Raw genomic sequence first — 17,495 nt, forward strand, 5'->3', positions numbered from 1 at the left:
ATGAGCCATTTAGTATTAACCCCAGGAACCCTGACCCTTGCTCAAATTCGCGACATCAGTCGTGGCAAGGTCACCCTTGAGCTTGCACAGAGCGCCATTGCCGGTATCAATACCAGTTCAGGCATAGTGCAGAAGATCTTAGATGAAGATCGCACGGTTTACGGTATCAACACAGGTTTTGGCCTCTTGGCTAATACCAAAATTGCCGCCGAAGACCTGCAGTTACTGCAACGCTCTATCGTATTGTCACACGCCGCGGGTGTTGGCCAGTATATGCAGGACGCCACAGTGCGCCTGATGATGGTGCTTAAGATTAACTCTCTTAGTCGTGGCTTCTCTGGCATTCGCCTCGAGGTGATCAACTTCCTTATCGCATTGGTTAACGCCGAAGTTTACCCATGTGTACCTGAGAAAGGTTCTGTGGGTGCATCGGGTGATTTGGCGCCGCTATCACATATGAGTCTGTCGATACTCGGTGAAGGTGAGATGAGCCATAAAGGGGAGATCCTGACGGCTAAAGAAGGTCTGGAGATTGCTGGCCTCGAGCCAATCGAACTCGCCGCTAAAGAGGGCCTGGCCCTGCTTAATGGTACTCAGGCATCGACGGCTATGGCGCTGGAAGGCCTGTTCAATGCCGAAGACCTGTTCGCGGCAAGTTCAGTTATTGGTGCCATGAGCGTCGAAGCGGCTATGGGTAGCCGTAGTCCGTTCGATCCTCGTATTCATGCGGCTCGTGGCCAACAGGGCCAGATAGATTCTGCCGGTTTGTTCCGTCATCTGTTAGGTGAAGAGTCTGAGATCAGCTTAGATCACGCTAACTGTGAAAAAGTACAAGACCCTTACTCACTTCGTTGTCAGCCACAGGTGCTGGGTGCTTGTCTGACTCAAATTCGTCATGCGGCGGGTGTGCTTGAAGTCGAAGCGAACGGCGTGACAGATAACCCGTTAGTATTCCAGGATACGAGTGAGATTATTTCGGGTGGTAACTTCCACGCCGAACCTGTTGCCATGGCGGCAGATAATCTTGCGCTTGCCCTTGCCGAGCTAGGTTCTATCGCCGAGCGTCGTATCGCTCTGCTTATCGATCCTAACTTGTCTAAACTGCCTCCATTCTTAGTGGAAAATGGCGGGGTTAACTCGGGCTTTATGATTGCTCAGGTGACTGCAGCTGCATTGGCCTCAGAGAACAAAACCTATGCCCACCCTGCGTCGGTAGACAGCTTACCGACATCGGCGAACCAGGAAGATCACGTCTCTATGGCGACTTTCGCGGCGCGTCGTCTGCGTGATATGTCTGAGAACACACGTGGCGTACTCGCCATCGAATTACTGGCTTCGGCTCAGGGTCTGGATTTTCGTGCACCGCTACAGCCTAGTGCTGCAGTGGCTAAGGCGAAAGCAGAAATACGTGAACTGGTGACCTATTACGATAAGGACAGGTTCTTCGCCCCGGATATCGAAGCATCGATTGACCTGCTAATGACAGCTAGCTTTAACAGTTACTTACCAGCAGGTGTTTTACCAAGTTTCTAATTAAATTGGGTAAAATTTTATTTTCAGTTAGTTGCTTGATGCGAATTTTCATCGATTAACTGCAGATACCAAAAGGGCCTTAGAGCCCTTTTTCTTTTCATCTTCTCCTAGGAACTGCTTTTTCCTCGCACCTCGTTCCTTCATTGAGATCACATTCTCGAATTCATTTCGCCTATCTTGAGGCTGAGTAGTTGTTTAGTCCATTGGCTGGCATCTATGCCCTGGATCCAGAAGGTTCTGCTCTGGCGGTGCTCGCCTTTACGTAGGTAAGTATCAGGTGATCTGAATATGGCTTTCCAGACCTTGATCGTTTCTGTTTTAAGCTTCCTGCCTGAATCATCATATAAGGTGACATCCATCTCTACCATCACATAGTGCTCAGAGCTGGAACTGGTCAAGTCGAAGGTGAGGCCCAGGCGACCATCGTCGTCCCACTCGCTCTTGGCAAAGCTCACTTTTACGCCTGACTTGGCTGTCGATTTAAGTAATTCAGCCTGAGACATAGCGCTGGCAGTCATAGTCTGGCTGGCCGTTTGAGTGGCTTTGGTCTCTGATGTGCTAGCCATATTGATAGTGCTAGTTGTATTGACCGCAATACTTGTAATAGCAGTGGCAGCCAGGGTGCTTGTTGCTGGAAGGGTTTCGAGAATAACGTATTCCCAGGTGAAGTCGTCGTTAAGGCGGACCTTGGCGCCATTCTCTAAGGTGACTGTGGCTAGTGTCTCGGTAGCTGCTACAGCTAAGCCGGGGAATAGAAATACTAGCAGGGAGAGTGAGCTTAAGAGTCTTAGTCTTTTATGCATGAGAATGAACCTAATAAAGTAGATTGATCTAGTTTATACACATGTGAGCCAGTTTTATATGGGATAGGTCAATTCTCACGCTTTCTTACTGGAAAGTAAGGAATTTACAAAAGAGGGCATAATGAAATAATGGCTCAGAGAAAAGCCATTATTTCATACCTGTCGCAAGATGGGGGCTTGTGTCTATCGGGAGTTACATGGCCCAACCGACACTAATCACAGCCGACTCTGAAGCTGTGTCGTATCCAGTGCTGATCATCAGGCCGAAATCCATCATATATCTCAGGCCTATCTCTCCACCCCAAGTCGTGTCAGATTCTTCTATCCATATAGGTTCTCCGCCGACTATCTTAGGTGTCTTGCCATCTGTGTGGTGGCTCACATTAGTGTAAGCTGTCGCGCCACCATAGATGCTAAAATTGTTGGTGAGGCTGTAACTTAGTCCAAAACGCCACATGGTATCTTTGGTATAGCCTTCTGACGGTGATGTCAGGTTCATATCTTCTTTGCTGCTTTTAGCATAGCCAATATAGTATCCCCACTGAGCATAATTTCTGTCGTGGTGATAAGGTGATAGGGTGATACCGTACATATTATTCGCTGCAGGTATGTAATCGACGGTTATGCCTATCTTAGACTTAAACCCCGGGTTAAGATCTTCCGCAGGAATATTGGCGTGAGCCTGTATGCTGGCAGTTAAAAGAACCAGCATGATTAAATATTTTGTCATCTACATCATCCTATCTCTGACTTTAGGTGTCGATTGTTGTTAAACTTTGTACAGCAGTCAATCTAGGATGCTAAAATTTCTTATAAAAGAGACGTTTGTGTGTTTTTTGTTGAGTTTTATTTTCCGTAAATGTGGTTGTGTTGGCTGATTGCTAATAGAACTTTGGTAAATATCGGTACTTCTAAGGGAAGTGAATAGTGGATCAAGAAATCAGGTTTCAGATCACTCAGTTGTTATCTAACTGGGGGATTAATACTATGCCATCGGACGGTGTTTCTACTTCTGTGATGGTCATCGCCAGTCTGATTATCGCTATGCTGGCGTATCTGTTTGTTAAGCGTGGCGTAGTGCGGGCGATGAATATTGTCATAAAGAGGTCAAAAGTGAGTTGGGATGATATCTTCATGCGCCATAAGGTGCTGGAGAAGTTTGCTATCTTGATCCCAGCTCTGGTACTCAGTATTTTGATCCCATTGGCATTGACTCAGTATGCACTTATGAGCAGCATGATTCATCGCTTCTTGAGTGTGACTATACTGGTTCTCCTGATACGTGCCGTGTATAGCTCATTAGATGCCGCCAATGAAATCGCCGACGTTAATCTAGTGAGCCGCCGTCTTCCCATAAAGAGTTTCGTCCAACTGTTTAAGCTGTTCCTTTTCTTTGTCACCATTATAGTGTCTATTTCGATACTGGCCGACCAGTCTCCGGTCTACTTCCTCAGTGGCTTAGGTGTGATGACGGGTTTGGTCATGTTGGTGTTCAAAGACACGATTCTTGGTTTCGTCGCCGGGATTCAGCTGGCCGCTAACCGCATGGTCAGTCCGGGCGATTGGATCCAGATGGATAAGTATGGCGCCGATGGCTCGGTGGAAGAGGTCTCTTTGACTACGGTCAAGGTGCGAAACTGGGACAAGACCATTACCATGATCCCCGCCTATGCACTGGTTTCCGATGCCTTCAAGAACTGGCGCGGCATGTCTGAATCTGGTGGCCGCAGGATCAAGCGCTCAATACTCATAGATATTCACTCGATTCGCTTCCTCACCGAGGAGGAGAAAACGAGACTCGGTAAGATCTATCTATTGAAAAATTATTTGACGGGAAAAGGTCAGGAACTCAATGAGTTTAATGGTCATATTCAAGATGCGGATATGCCAGTAAATAGCCGTCAATTGACCAATATCGGCACTTTCAGGGCCTATCTAAAAGAGTTTGTGGCCAACCACGATAGAATACGCAAAGACATGACCTTGCTGGTTCGTCAGTTAGCCTCGACCAAAGAGGGGGTGCCCATCGAGATCTATATCTTCACTAATGACACTCGTTGGACGGTTTATGAGGATATTCAGGGAGACATCTTCGATCATGTACTTGCCATCTTGCCGGAATTTGGCCTACGAGCATTCCAGGCTCCGACGGGTTCGGATATTAGAAGTTTGAAAGAAGCTTCTAGCTCCTAGTGCCGAGCCGTCACTTGGTAGCTATGAATTGTAAGCTACAAGCTCGATGGTCACCTGGAGCACGGCTAACAAGATTGCCGGGATGACACCCTATTTTTACTAGGCTGATCATCTCGGTAATTCAGATCACTTTACTCGAAACTTTCTTGGCTTTGTCTTGAGCTTATAGCTTACAACTTTTTAGTTAAGTCTAGCTTTCCCTGGTAACTAATATCGCTGCGAGTGTGATAAACACCCCGCCACTGGTTCTGTCGAACCAATGTAGCTTATTACTGGTTCTGAGCGTTGGGGCCAGTACATTCGCCATGCTGGCGTAAATCATCACAAAGCTGAAATCTACCAGGGCCCAGGTTGCGGCTAATATTGCCAATTGAGGCCCTTGTGGCATGGATATATCGATAAACTGCGGAAACAGAGCCGCGAAGAAGAGCAGATCTTTAGGATTGCTTATTCCCACCATAAAGGCCTGTTTGAACATCTGCTTAGGCGTGCCCTTACTCTTGATATGTTGCAGATCCAGGCCTTGGCCACTGGCTTTGGTTAGCAGTAGCTTTATTCCCAGAAATATCAGATAGGCGGCGCCACAGTATTTTAATATGGTAAAGCCATACTCGGTTGCACTTAGCAGTGCACCAAGGCCTGCCGCAGAAGCCATCATCAAGATCAATGCCGAAGTCACACTACCGAAAGCAGTCGCTAGGCTGCGAGTCTTACCATAATGCATGCCATGACTCATGGACAGTACGGCCATGGTGCCCGGAGATATGGCGATCAGTAGCACGGCGAAGAAGTAGAGTAGCCAATTATCAAATATCATATTTTGTATAAAATGAGTCCGATTGTGGCGGAACTATAACGATCTCAATCTTAATTGGCAATGTGAGCCGTTAGTTATCTTTCGAAAGAGTAAAGAGTGGGAGGAGGACTATTTTTACATGCAGATAAAAAGGCACCGAACCTAAGGGGTGAGCTTAAGTTCGATGCAAAGGTTGATGAAACAATTACTTTTTAACTAGTTATTCTTCGAGTATCTGTTTGGTGATGCCGATTCTGGATAAGGCAGCTTGTTCCAATGGACTTAGTTGCGCGATGTTTGAGACGTTAGTAGGTTTGCCGAGAGGTTTATCTGAATCTGAAGCTGGATTCAGTTTCAAATTCAAAGAATCCATTAGCCCATCTATAACAGTACTGTACTTTAATGCCTCCGAGGTCATTACATCACTGATGTCAGCCTTTCCGACTTGAGCTGCTGAAAACTCCATAATGCCGCGCATTCTGTCGCCAAACTGCCCATCGAGTTGCTCATAAGCTTGCTGCATGTTACTGGTTGGCATCTGACTGAGCTGTTCAGCAATAAGCTGTTCATTAAATTTAGAGCGTAGTCCGGCGTCGAAAGAATTATCCTTATACTTATTTTCAGGGTTTGTATTGGTGGCCATAAACTGCTTGTGTTTATCCTCATGATGTTCAGACCAAGCTTGGTTCGATTCTTCTATGAAGGTTTGAACGCTGGTTAGAATATTACCGAAGTTAGGACGCGTGCTTGAAAGTTCATTGATGGTGGCCCCAAGATTGCCCGCGGCATTGAGTTCGCTGCTTTGAGGATTAGTGGATAATGCCAATTCTCTCAGGGTCTGAAGATCACCGAAGCTCACGGCACTATTTTTTAGCTGGTAGAAATTAACATCATTAGCGGCGATGGCGTCTTGTAGGTTGTTAATGGTGTCGCTGCTTATGTGCACTTGTTTGCTCGGTGCAACGCTCTTGGATAGGAAACTGATCGCATCGAGAGCCGTTTTACGGCCTAAGTCTTTCGCCGTACGTCCACCATCGATACCTAGGTCATTATCCGTTGCATATCTGCTGGCTGTACTCTCAAAGGGAATAGCTGTTTGAGGGCTTAAGGCTGCACTATCGACATTTGGATTGAGGAAATTACGTACATCTTCGGCTAATTCGGCTATGGATTTAGCCACATCGTTGAGCGCTTGAGCGGCGAGTTGTAAGTCATCTGCCGAGGCATGCTGTACAAACTTACTGGCGGTAGAGCCTGTCGTTGCCCATTGTTGGAAAGGAATGCCGGCGACATCTTGGCTGAATATCTGGCTAGCCTTGGCCTGATGTTCCGCCGAGCCTAATTTTTCTATGGATTTGAGTCCGGTGGCGACAGACCTCAGTGCACCGTTACCCGTGGCGAGTTCTGAGTGTTGCTCTTTTAGCTCACTGCCAGAGACTTGAGCTAATATATCGAGTTTAGCGGCCCCTAAAGCATCGACACCTAACTTTAGACCAATTTCAGCCATTTTTTTAGCAACTTGCTCTTGTGATAATGGTGCCTGAGGAGCCGCTGTACTTTGGGTCTTTTCGCTAGTACTTTTACTTGGAAGTCGGTTTTTGAAGAAGTTTTCAATTCTCTCCCCAAGATGAGAAAGGCTAGATAATAGCTTATTTTTAAGACTACCAGTTTGCTGCTCTTCGCTGCGAGTAGCGAGTCGAACTGCATCAGAATCTGCAGATGCAGAGCCGACACTCTTGCCTTTTAGATCGCCAACCTCATTGGTTGCTGGGGTATCTTCTAGCTTCTTGTAACTGGTTAACGTGACTGAATTCACGGACGATAATGGCATACTAATTCCTAATAATAGATGAATGCGTTGAAGCTGAGGCCATTGTATGTAGGTCTGAAAACAGAAGATGTCAGCATGTGTCGTAGTTTTTTAGCTTTTGAAATCCAAGATTTTTTTGTTTTTAAAACCTACAAATTACGGACGTATAATGATAGTCGCCGCCCTCGAGATCGGGTCTACTGCTTTCTTTTTTTAGACTGTTGATTTGAACCATGAGCGAACAATATAAACAAGCAATCTCATCCCTGTATAAGGCTTTATCGTTAACCATGCCTGAGATCGAAAAAATCACTAGCTTACAGATAGGTGAGCAAGTCGCTCATATCACAGAGCACCCGGAGGGACAGTTATTGATGTTTAGTGATATAGGTGTGATCGACAATTTTAATCTTACGGAATTGCTAAAGCTCAACATGTTCAGCCAGTCTGTGTATAAGCCCGTTATTGGCTTAGATACCCACTCAAACAGTGCAGTTATCTGGAGCCGACAATCTCTGAGCAATGGCGCTTCAGAGCTTGTGTACCAGCAACTCGAGCAGTTAAGCCAAGCCAGCGACATAGCGATAGACAGTGTGAAGGAAGGGGCGGTAGTGATTACAGAGCCTAGTTTTGATGCTAACCGCTTTCGCGTTTAGCTGCTCGTCCTTGTAATGCCGTTATACTGCAGTGGCTAGGTCATCCCCCCATGAACTCATCCTTAGGGCAGAAGCTTATACCGATTGGTATTACTGCTCTTGCTCTAAGGTCTGTAGCCATCTTAAGACCTCGGCAACGGGCTGAATCAGTTCCGTTGGAATGTATTGGTTAAGTTCGGCATCGGCGTGTAGCGCTCTGGCTAACGGTACCTTCTGAATAACTGGTATGCCTAACTCTTTGGCGTACTCAATCAAGTCCAGTGCCTGAGCACCTCTCTCTTTGAGTGTTAATACAGGTAAGGGCGTTTCGCCCTTATTGTAATAGATGCCGATGGCAATATGGGTCGGGTTGGTCACCAGAACACTGGAGCGTTTTACGTTGTCCCGGCCATTCGAGGCTTGCATCTCTTGATGCAGCTGGCGTCGTTTGCTCTTAATCTCAGGGCTACCCTCCATCTCCTTATATTCGCGTTTGACTTCATCCTTGGTCATCTTCAGCTGCTTAGTGTGCTGATAGCGCTCGAAGGCATAGTCGCCGATGGAGATGATAATAAGCCCTACGCCGGCGGTTAGAATAAGCTGCTTGAGTAGGGTGCCTACGATCAAAGGGATGCAAGATACCCCACAGAGCGGAATACGTAGAATATCTTGAATATTGCCTTGGATAACCAGCCAAATTATCAGGGTTAATAGACTCACTTTCAGAATTGACTTGAAAAACTCCACCAGACTTTTAATGGAAAAGATGCGTTTAGCGCCCTCTACCGGATTTATCTTTTTCAGTTCGGGCTTAATGGGTTCGGCGCTAAACAACAAGCCAAATTGAATCAGGTGTGAAACCACGGCTATGCAAGCACTTAACAGCGCGATGGGTATGATTAAATAGAGTAATTCTGTGATTAAAGCATCGGTAATATCGGTCAAGGCATTATCGAATGACTGATATCCATAGACTGCGGGTAACATAATGATGTTGGTGATATGTTCTAAGTAAAAGCTCGACATACTGACAAGGAAGGCGAATAAAATAAGTATGATAGCCGTAGAGACTATCTCTTTACTCTTAGCTACCTGGCCCTTGTTTCTGGCATCTCGTATTTTTTTCGCCGTGGGTTGTTCGGTTTTTTCGCCGCTCATCTGTCGACTCCGATAATGGGTCCTAACAGATAGGGAAAGTCTGCTAATTGGAGAATTTCTTTACTGAAAAATTGCATCAAGGTGACGACATATATGATGAGTAAGAAGCTCGCTATGCCACTCTTAATTGGCATGGAAAGGGCAAAAACGTTGAGCTGAGGCGCGAAGCGGCTAATCAAGGCCAGACCGAATTCAGCCATAAACATGGCTATCACAATGGGAGCTGCCATCAGCACACAGAGTGTTAGCATCTGTTCAAATTGACCGTAAAAAAAATCGACCCACTGCTCACCTATTTCCGGAAAAAATGTCATCACGGGCCAATGTTGGTAACTGTCAAAGATGGCCCCCATAAAAGCAATAAAACTGCCACTGACAAAGAAGAGGGTGATTAAGGTTTGGGTAAACAGGACTCCCGTCGGGGTGGACTGATGGCCTAACGCAGGGTTGAACGCGCTAGCCAATGTCGCCCCACGTTGGTTATCGATGAAGAAACCGGTTGCCTCTATGGCCCAGAAGGGGATAGCGGCGATGAAACTGATAAGTAATCCGAGTAAAATTTCTTTGGCTAATAACAGCACCAACATGATGCCGTCGACGCTGGATGGATGAGGTTGCTCCGCCACTACAGGGTAAAGGTATATTGCAAGGGAGCAGAGTACGCCATTACGAAGCAAGGCGCTGCCTAGCATCTGCTTGCTTAAGATGGGCAGCATGATGAAGCAGCCAAATAGCCTGGGCAGAGTCATGCTATAGACGAGAAAAAATTGCTGAAAGTCTTCTATTGTCATGGTATCAGAGGAATTTTAGCGAAGATCATATCGGCAAAATTATATAGCTCAGATCCCAGCCATGACGCCGTGGCAAACAAGGCAACGATGACGGCAATCAACTTGGCGACAAATCCTAATGTCTGTTCCTGGATTTGAGTCAGTGCCTGCACTAGAGAGACTAAGGTGCCCACGATTGCGGCCGCCAGGATAGGCGGCATAGATAGCATCATCACCAACATTAGTGTCTGTGAGGTAAAATGAATAACTTCAGAAACTTCCATTTTAGCTCCTAGCTATAACTCATGACTAAGCCATGGGTGAGTTGGGTCCAGCCATTGAGCAACACGAAGAGCAACAATTTAAAGGGCAAGGAGATGGTCATAGGCGATACCATCATCATCCCCATAGCCAGCAAGATATTAGATATGATCAAGTCGATGGCAATAAAGGGCAGGTAGATCAAGAAACCTATCTCGAAGGCCCGGGTTAGCTCACTGACGGTGAAAGCAGGCAGCAAGATAAACAGGCTATCTGGTTCGAGCCTATCTGAGTATTTTTTAGGCCATAATGTCTTGGTCGTTTCGACAAAGAAGTCCTGCTCTGCATCACGTATGTGTTTCTTCAAGAATTGTCTGTAGGTATCTAATCCTTCATTGGCAAAGCCTTCGAAGCTGTCGGTATTATCAATGCTGACATTGTGCTCCTTGATGTAATCGAAGGTTTCGAAGCCCACAGGTGCCATAATGTATATGGTTAATATGATGGCAAAGCCATACATGGCCATATTGGGAGGGATCTGTTGCACCCCTAAGGCATTTCGCAGTAAGGAAAAGACCACGGCAATCTTGATAAAAGAGGTGGCCATTACCGCGATAAAAGGCACCATAGCCATCAAGGCTAAGGTGATAATAAGGTTGAAAGTATCGGGTAATTCAAACATAACTAGCTGATTTCTTGGTTGGTTAGCTTGGTGATTCGCACACCTAAGTGTTCATTGATCTTGACCAGTTCCCCTGTCGCCAACACTTGACCATTGGCCTTGAGTTTGACGGCTTGATCTGCTGAATTAGCCAGTTCAAAGACAAAGTTCTCTTGTAACTGGCTCAGTTCGGCCACTGTGACTGTCTGTTCCCCAATCTCAAATGAGATATTGATGGGCAGGGATTGAATATCGGTTGCTTCTGAAGACATAGGTTTCTCAGTTTCTGGTGCAGTTATGGTGACTCGATTATCAATCAAGCCACAACGCCATATGGGTTGGTTGGCGATAATCAAAACGGCTTGATCATCTGTTAAATGGTTTGAATCAAAGAAAATAATATCGCCGTGTTCTAAAGACTTAGCCTGATCCAAGCTTAAGCTGGTGTGACCAATCCTTAAGGCTAATGGCAGCTGTATACTCGGGCCTATCACCGATTCTGCCGCTGGCAGTGCCGAGAGAATGAGCTTGAGATCATTCTCTATCCAGCACGTCAGGCCTGCGCCGTTACGGATAAAATTGATAAACCCGGTTTTAGTCTGGCTTGGGCTTAACTCCACGGATTTAAGTGCGGATAGCACCAGTTGCTGGCCAAACTCTTGGGTTAAGAATGCCTGATAAGGTGTTAGCGCAGCGGTGATAAACTCAAGTTGCAGCAGTTCCGGCAAGATTGCGAAAGGGGTGCTGATCAGTAGATCGGCAAGGCAGGCCTGGATCTGATCGGCTTGGATTAAACAGCTTATCTTGCTTGAGCCGATAAAAATTTCCAGCTCATAGCCATTCAGGCCGGGACGCTTTGCCAGTCCAGCTTCGATAGATAGCCCTTCATCGACGTCTAATTTATATTGCCGGCTATAGACTCGATTGTTCAGCTCTAGTTCTTGTGCGCTTATGCTAGGAAGCGGCAGATTAAGCATCATTCTGCTCCTCTAACCAATCATGGATAATACGAGATTTCTGACTCGATTCCTGTTGTTGGCCCTGCTCCTGCTGTCCCCCATGGGCTTGTTGCTCATGAGTCGTGGTGATGACCCTAACCTGCTGATCAGTGTTCATTCTTTGCAATCTTTCCAGCAACTCGGGGCGCATATGCTGCAATAATTCAGCGTTTTGACTGCTATGAATTAAGGTGACAGTGAGCTGATTGTTTTTCAGGCTTATGGTAATTTCAGTTCCCTTGAGTTGCCCTTTATCTAACACTAGTTGGACTCGATCTTGAGTGGCAATATTGGGCACTAAGATCTGAATGCGCTCAACTAGCTGACTGACCAAGGTGTGCAGTTGTTGGTTTATAGGCTCGCTGGTTTTGATATTGGCCAAAATAATATTGCCTGGGACATTGTTTAACTGGCTGTTAGCTTGAGTTGGTATATGGACAGCTTCAATATCCTTGGGTGTTTCGGGTCTTTGCTTGCCGAGGGAATTTAACTTGGTATCACTCAATGCAGTATTGAACTCTTTAGCCGAAACCTTGGAATCAATAACTTGGGTTAATATCGGATTCACTAGCCCTTTTATGACTAATACTGGTTTATTCTTGTCATTGGGTAAGGGGGAAGATGATGTATTGAGCGTACGCAGGCTTTGCATATTAGGATTTTTATCGCTGGTGCCTAACTTATCCGGAATTGGCTTTAAATCCGATGCCGCAAGACTCGCTGGAATTTGACCCGATTCAGCAGCGAGGTGAGACTGCTTATTATCGATAGTCTGATTTACTGAACCCTTCAGTCGAGAGGTTTGACTGACGAGTGAAATATCAGTTTCTGAGTTCGTATTTATCTCAAGGATCTCACTCTGGAGTCCCTTTATTTGGGCTGTATGTTCGCCGAGTGAAACGTTAGTTTCTGAGTTAGTATTTTTCTCAACCGCCTCACTCTGCTCTTTCTGAGGCATCTCTAGTTGGGCTGATAGTTTGCCGGGTACAAGCTCTGTCTTCTGGTTTTCACGGGGCTCTTTCTCTTCAGCTGCAGATCTATCTTGCTTTGGATTCAGCCTCATTAACTGAGGAGCCAAAGCTGTAGCCTCGTGTTGACTCCCATGATCGCTAACCTGTATTTGAGAACCGGAACCTGCAGGCTTAGGGTTTTTATGCGGATTTAGGTATTGTGGTTTTGCCTGGTTCTGTTGAGCCTCCCTAACATTCCCGCCTGAATTAGCCTTGATTAAAGGGGCATTCATGACTTGCTCAAACTGGCTTATGGCATTATTTTTCGCGGCTTTTCGTGGCGCAGAAGTGCTTAGTTCAATATGACTATCGTTAGACTTTATAATCTCTTTTGGGGTTAACAAGGGAGTTCTCCTTTAGACATGATACGGCGATCTTCCTGTTCCATCTCTTCTTGATATTGAGCCCGGTACTCTCGCTCTATGTCATCTTGTTGCTTCAATAGTTTGAATTTTTCTGTGGCTTTATTGGCCAACAAAACGGTTTTCTGGCGCTGTTTTAATATGTCTTGTTCATTATCTCGACTCAGCTCAATTTCGGCGGCCTCTTGTCTCAGGCTGGCCTCTTTATCGTGTAAAATGGCGATATGCTGCTGTAACTGCTCCAACTCCTTCAGCTTCAGGCAAGACTCTTTAGCCTGAGAAAAAAGCTGTTCCTCTTCCTCTTTACGCCAGACCCGATAATCAATTGCTTCTTGGTTGGCTCTGTTTAAACGGCCATTAGCCTGTGTGAGTATCTGTTGCTGCTTTCGTAATGCATGTTCGGCGCGATCGGCCTTGATCTGCTTTATTTGAACTAGCTGTGAGATCATGACCGAGTCAACTGAGTCATTTGATTGATGGCATCATGAAGATCGCTAGGTTCTTCAGATCCTTGGCGTAAGAAGGCGTTGATGGCATCTTGCTGAGCAATGGCTTTATCGGCTAAAGGTTCCGAACCTGGCTGGTATTCACCAATTTTAAGCAGTAATTCTACTTCTTCGTATTTAGCCATTAACTCCCTTAATGCTCCTGCCGATGCCTTCTGCTCCGCGGTGATTATGTTATTCATCACCCGGCTGGTTGAGCGCAGGATATCTATCGCAGGATAATGGTTAGCAGCCGCAAGCTTGCGGGAGAGAATGATGTGTCCGTCTAAGATCGAGCGAGTCTCATCGGCAACGGGCTCCGTCATATCATCACCCTCAACGAGCACAGTATATAGGGCCGTGATCGAGCCTTTATCGGATTGACCCGAACGTTCCATCAACTTAGGTAGTTCGGCAAATACCGAAGGCGGATAACCTCGACGTGTCGGGGGTTCTCCGGATGCTAAGCCTATCTCTCTTTGGGCTCTGGCGAAACGAGTCACTGAGTCCATCAGGAGTAAGACGCTCTTGCCCTGATCGCGAAAATACTCGGCAATTGAGGTCGCAACGAACGCGGCTTTAGCGCGCTCCATGGCTGGCCTATCGGATGTGGCCACCACCAGTACAGAACGTTTAAGTCCCTCTTCACCGAGATCGGACTCGATGAACTCTCTGACTTCCCGGCCACGCTCACCGATAAGGGCCAGCACTATGACATCGACTTCGGCTGAGCGAATCATCTTGGCCAGCAAGGTACTTTTCCCGCCACCCGCACCGGCGAAAATACCTAAGCGCTGCCCCTCCCCGCAGGTGAGTAAGCCATCGATGGCCCTGACACCCAAAGAGATTGGTTTAGTTATCATCTTGCGACTCATTGGCGGCGGTGCTTCTCGATACACAGGGTAATACTGGGTCGACTCGTGCAGATGATTGCCAGAGAGTGGTCGCCCGAGTCCGTCCAACACCTGACCTAAGAGGTGTTCGCCAACGGAGACCTGATGTGTCTTGCCGGTTGGGCTCACTTCTGTGTTCGATGAGATCCCCTGCATATCACCAAATGGCGTCAACAAGGCGTGATGCTGTTGAAAACCAACAACTTCTGCTAACAAGGATAGGGATTGGTCTGGATTCTTAAGTTCACAAAGCTCACCCACGCGAACGCCTGGCACCACAGCTTTAATAATGGTGCCGGTAACTTGGGTTACTCTGCCACGAATTTGAATCAGCCTGCCTTTATCTGCGGCCAGCTTAATCGTTTCCGGGATGTAACTCAGATCAACTTTGAGTGAATTGGAGTCGGTATTCATATGCTGAGATCATAGGCAGGCTGGCCAAAAACATATATCAAATTTGGGCAGTAAGTTTGTAGAAAAACGTCTAAATGAGTGATGCAGAAGTGAAGGTAATGCTTTTTGCTTCAGTTGTTTTATGGCCTTTTAGCTGGTGTCCTTATATCGATTGGTCTGATCATTGTTTTATAAATAAGAGGCTTTACAGCCTCTTATTTATAAAGGTTAATTTTATTAGCTAGTTATAGGCTTTCGCGTGCAATTTTAACTGCAGCCTCTAGATCGGGGATGTTTGTAAGTTCAGGTACTCGCTGGATATGAATAATTATATTATCAGTATCTGTCACAATAATACTGCGAGTCAGCAGGCCAAGTTGTTGGATCTGAGAGCCTGTTTTTAGACCAAATTTATGTTCAGCAGAATCGGAAAGGTAGGTCACGTCCGATAGAGAGTGCTCTTTGATAAAGCGTTGCTGAGCAAATGGTGTATCAGCACTAATTGCATAGAATTCAATGTTTTTAAGTTCGTTAGTATGTGCTTTAACATACTTTGAAAGGTCAACTGCTTGTTGTACACACACTGGTGTGTCGACTGAAGTCAAAATGCTATAAACTTTTACAGTTTTATTTTTAGCACTGGTGTCGTAAGACTTAAGATCTGATGTCATTAGTTGGACTGATGGCATCAAGTCTCCGGGTTTTACAGCATTACCAATCAGGTCAAATTTGTTTGTTTTCTCAAGTGTTACAACTTGAGCCTGACCAAGATCGGCGCTTTCTTTTGTTATTTCAAACTGTGCTAAAGCGCTAGTTGAAAGAAAAAGAGATACTAATAAAGTGATTTTTTTCATTGCTTAGCCTAGTGCAGCAATAGCTGCCTCGTAGTTTGGTTCTTCAGTTATTTCAGACACTAGTTCACGATGTACAATCGTACCTTCCTCGTCAATAACCAAGATGGCACGTGTTGCTAGGCCTTTTAGTGCCCCTTCATTTAAATTCACACCGTAGTCTTCTGTGAATGATGGTGAGCGGAAGAAAGAGGCTGTTATTACCCCATCAATTCCCTCTGCTCCACAGAAGCGGCTAGTCGCAAAAGGCAGGTCTGCTGAAATACAAAGCACAGTCACATTATTCAAGCTTGAAGCTTTTTCGTTAAATGCACGAACGCTGTTTGCACAAACTGGGGTATCTATACTTGGGAAGATGTTCAACACAAGTTTTTGACCTTTTAAGCTATCTAGAGTCAGGTCATTAAGATCTGCAGCGCAAAGTGTAAAGTCTAACGCCGTTTGACCTGTTTGTGGGAAGGTGCCAGAAAGTGAAACTGGAGAGCCTTGGAAAGTTACCGTCATTATCTTCTCTTAGTAAGTGGTTAGTTTTGTTTAACAGGTGGGTTTAATAGGTGATAGGTCAGTATTTAACGTTAACCATCCTAGCCTGTATCGGACACTGCTGCTTGTATGTACAGTGCCAATTTTCTATATGTTGAGATCATAGCTAGGTATTTCAAAAGCATATATCAAATTTGGGCAGTAAGTTTGTAGAAAAACGTCTAAATGTTGGCTCAATACAATTTGTGTAATGGACTATAGCTGGGATTGAGAGAGGCGAAAATTTCGCCTTCTTTTTATTTGGTTTAAGCCTGCTAAGTTACAAATTTACGACTGGTGTTATTACCATCGGCCTTGGGGTTCACCTTTTGATTCCTATCCCATAAAAATACACCGGATGATGACGCAATAAATTTCTTGTTTAAGTTTAGGCTTTTTAACTACAAAATTACGACTGATTTTGGCATCGATTTTCTCTTCCATTTTTTACACTTATAACATCAATAATTCTCAGAGTTTATTCTATGCCAGGTATCAATACAGGCACGATAGCTGCCGATCTTACCCGCAATGTATTAGCACAGAATTCGGCTAATGGATCCCTTGGAACTGCAATCAGTTCGGGCAATTATCGCGGTGATATTGTTAAGTTGGTGCCCGATGCTAAATCTTTGCTTGATGCCGCAGAAGAACTAACATTTAAAGCTTCCGAGTATGTTGAGAAAGATATCAGTAAGCGAAAAATTCAGGACGATTACGGTACGGTTTCTGAGATTCACGCCCTCGTCGAGGAGTACCTGAAGAAGGTACCGGATCTCGAAAAACAGCAAAAACTAAAAGACTTTGTCAGTAATCTGAGCAAACAGAATGTGACTGTTGCTCATCAATTGCTGGCTTATTTAGGCAGTTATTCGGGGGATGCCAGCGAGCAATTTGTTGCCCTGAGTGAAGCAAAAAAGCAGTTAACCGGTAAACCTGAGGCTAAGGCTTTGTTGGTTTTGATAAATGCTAGCTTGGCTAATATGGCTAAGGAGCAGGGGCCGCAGATAAGAGCCGGTCTGAATGTTTATGACGCCGCATTAGCGCTTAGTTCAGATAAAGAGATTGGTGATCTGCAAGGCTTGCGAGACTTCTATCGTGATTCGGTGCTGGATTATTCGGGCTTAGGCGATGCCTTCGAGAAAGTGCTGACACGCTTTGGCGATAAAAAAATCACCGAAGCTATCGGCTTCCTACTCAAGGGCTTGGGCGCAGATCTTCAAGTACAAGGCTCATCCATTGATAAGAGTAAGTTACAGCAGATCATGAATGATATTAAAAAATTAAAAGTGATCAATGGTCTGCATGAACAAGTCGCTCTGCTCTTCGAGCGGGTCAAGATAGCGCCGGCGGCGTAGGCA

At 45.7% G+C, this 17,495-nt stretch carries 18 protein-coding genes; 4 read left to right on the forward strand and 14 right to left on the reverse strand.

What is annotated here, in order from left to right; translation table 11 throughout:
• Positions 1–1,533 (forward strand): histidine ammonia-lyase, encoded by a 1,533-nt coding sequence (hutH, locus tag FS373_RS24575; RefSeq protein ID WP_144048661.1) that lies wholly within the window; start codon positions 1–3, stop codon positions 1,531–1,533.
• Positions 1,534–1,682: 149 nt separating this feature from the next.
• Here hutH and FS373_RS24580 read toward each other — a convergent pair whose 3' ends face one another.
• Positions 1,683–2,336, reverse strand: coding sequence for a DUF3157 family protein (locus tag FS373_RS24580; protein WP_144048660.1), 654 nt, complete (start codon positions 2,334–2,336; stop codon positions 1,683–1,685).
• A 193-nt stretch (positions 2,337–2,529) separates the two neighbouring features.
• The gene (locus FS373_RS24585) at positions 2,530–3,066 is read right to left on the reverse strand and encodes a TonB-dependent receptor (RefSeq protein ID WP_144048659.1); all 537 of its coding nucleotides are present in this window, start codon (positions 3,064–3,066) and stop codon (positions 2,530–2,532) included.
• A gap of 197 nt (positions 3,067–3,263) precedes the next feature.
• Here FS373_RS24585 and FS373_RS24590 point away from each other — a divergent pair, with 197 nt between their 5' ends.
• A complete protein-coding gene (locus FS373_RS24590) occupies positions 3,264–4,529 on the forward strand; it encodes a mechanosensitive ion channel family protein (RefSeq protein ID WP_144048658.1) in 1,266 nt (421 codons plus the stop codon).
• A gap of 190 nt (positions 4,530–4,719) precedes the next feature.
• Here the strand turns inward: FS373_RS24590 and FS373_RS24595 are convergent, their stop codons facing one another.
• Together FS373_RS24595 and FS373_RS24600 are read right to left on the reverse strand one after the other, a co-directional pair.
• A complete protein-coding gene (locus FS373_RS24595) occupies positions 4,720–5,346 on the reverse strand; it encodes a LysE family translocator (protein WP_144048657.1) in 627 nt (208 codons plus the stop codon).
• Positions 5,347–5,545: 199 nt separating this feature from the next.
• On the reverse strand, positions 5,546–7,156 hold the full coding sequence (locus tag FS373_RS24600) for a hypothetical protein (RefSeq protein WP_144048656.1): 1,611 nt from the start codon (positions 7,154–7,156) through the stop codon (positions 5,546–5,548).
• Between the two features lie 212 nt (positions 7,157–7,368).
• Between FS373_RS24600 and FS373_RS24605 the strand changes: the two genes are divergently transcribed.
• Positions 7,369–7,791, forward strand: coding sequence for a CesT family type III secretion system chaperone (locus tag FS373_RS24605; RefSeq protein WP_144048655.1), 423 nt, complete (start codon positions 7,369–7,371; stop codon positions 7,789–7,791).
• A 90-nt stretch (positions 7,792–7,881) separates the two neighbouring features.
• Here the strand turns inward: FS373_RS24605 and sctU are convergent, their stop codons facing one another.
• The 10 genes from sctU to tpx form a co-directional block, all read right to left on the reverse strand.
• The gene (gene sctU, locus FS373_RS24610) at positions 7,882–8,928 is read right to left on the reverse strand and encodes a type III secretion system export apparatus subunit SctU (protein ID WP_152830825.1); all 1,047 of its coding nucleotides are present in this window, start codon (positions 8,926–8,928) and stop codon (positions 7,882–7,884) included.
• A complete protein-coding gene (gene sctT, locus FS373_RS24615) occupies positions 8,925–9,719 on the reverse strand; it encodes a type III secretion system export apparatus subunit SctT (RefSeq protein ID WP_144048653.1) in 795 nt (264 codons plus the stop codon). Before sctT ends, sctU begins: the two co-directional genes overlap by 4 nt.
• Positions 9,716–9,982: a type III secretion system export apparatus subunit SctS gene (gene sctS, locus FS373_RS24620; protein WP_077755412.1), complete on the reverse strand. Its 267-nt coding sequence runs from the start codon at positions 9,980–9,982 to the stop codon at positions 9,716–9,718. The genes sctT and sctS overlap by 4 nt, the downstream gene beginning before the upstream one ends.
• An 8-nt stretch (positions 9,983–9,990) precedes the next feature.
• Complete coding sequence (sctR, locus tag FS373_RS24625; RefSeq protein WP_144048652.1) at positions 9,991–10,641, reverse strand: type III secretion system export apparatus subunit SctR; 651 nt, start codon at positions 10,639–10,641, stop codon at positions 9,991–9,993.
• A 2-nt stretch (positions 10,642–10,643) separates the two neighbouring features.
• Positions 10,644–11,600, reverse strand: coding sequence for a type III secretion system cytoplasmic ring protein SctQ (sctQ, locus tag FS373_RS24630; protein ID WP_144048651.1), 957 nt, complete (start codon positions 11,598–11,600; stop codon positions 10,644–10,646).
• Positions 11,590–12,972 carry a type III secretion system needle length determinant gene (locus FS373_RS24635; RefSeq protein WP_144048650.1) on the reverse strand — a complete coding sequence of 461 codons (1,383 nt, stop codon included), beginning with the start codon at positions 12,970–12,972 and terminating at the stop codon, positions 11,590–11,592. The genes sctQ and FS373_RS24635 overlap by 11 nt, the downstream gene beginning before the upstream one ends.
• Entirely contained in the window at positions 12,966–13,439 is a 474-nt protein-coding gene (sctO, locus tag FS373_RS24640) for a type III secretion system stalk subunit SctO (protein WP_144048649.1), read from the reverse strand. The genes FS373_RS24635 and sctO overlap by 7 nt, the downstream gene beginning before the upstream one ends.
• On the reverse strand, positions 13,436–14,782 hold the full coding sequence (gene sctN, locus FS373_RS24645; protein ID WP_144048648.1) for a type III secretion system ATPase SctN: 1,347 nt from the start codon (positions 14,780–14,782) through the stop codon (positions 13,436–13,438). Before sctN ends, sctO begins: the two co-directional genes overlap by 4 nt.
• Before the next feature lie 224 nt (positions 14,783–15,006).
• Entirely contained in the window at positions 15,007–15,615 is a 609-nt protein-coding gene (locus FS373_RS24650; RefSeq protein ID WP_144048647.1) for a peroxiredoxin, read from the reverse strand.
• Positions 15,616–15,618: 3 nt separating this feature from the next.
• On the reverse strand, positions 15,619–16,119 hold the full coding sequence (tpx, locus tag FS373_RS24655) for a thiol peroxidase (protein WP_322619566.1): 501 nt from the start codon (positions 16,117–16,119) through the stop codon (positions 15,619–15,621).
• 500 nt (positions 16,120–16,619) lie between these two features.
• On the opposite strand from tpx, the gene sctW reads away from it, so the two are divergent.
• A complete protein-coding gene (gene sctW, locus FS373_RS24660; RefSeq protein ID WP_144048645.1) occupies positions 16,620–17,492 on the forward strand; it encodes a type III secretion system gatekeeper subunit SctW in 873 nt (290 codons plus the stop codon).
• Positions 17,493–17,495: the final 3 nt, after the last annotated feature.

The sequence above is a fragment of the Shewanella sp. YLB-07 genome (genome assembly GCF_009377275.1).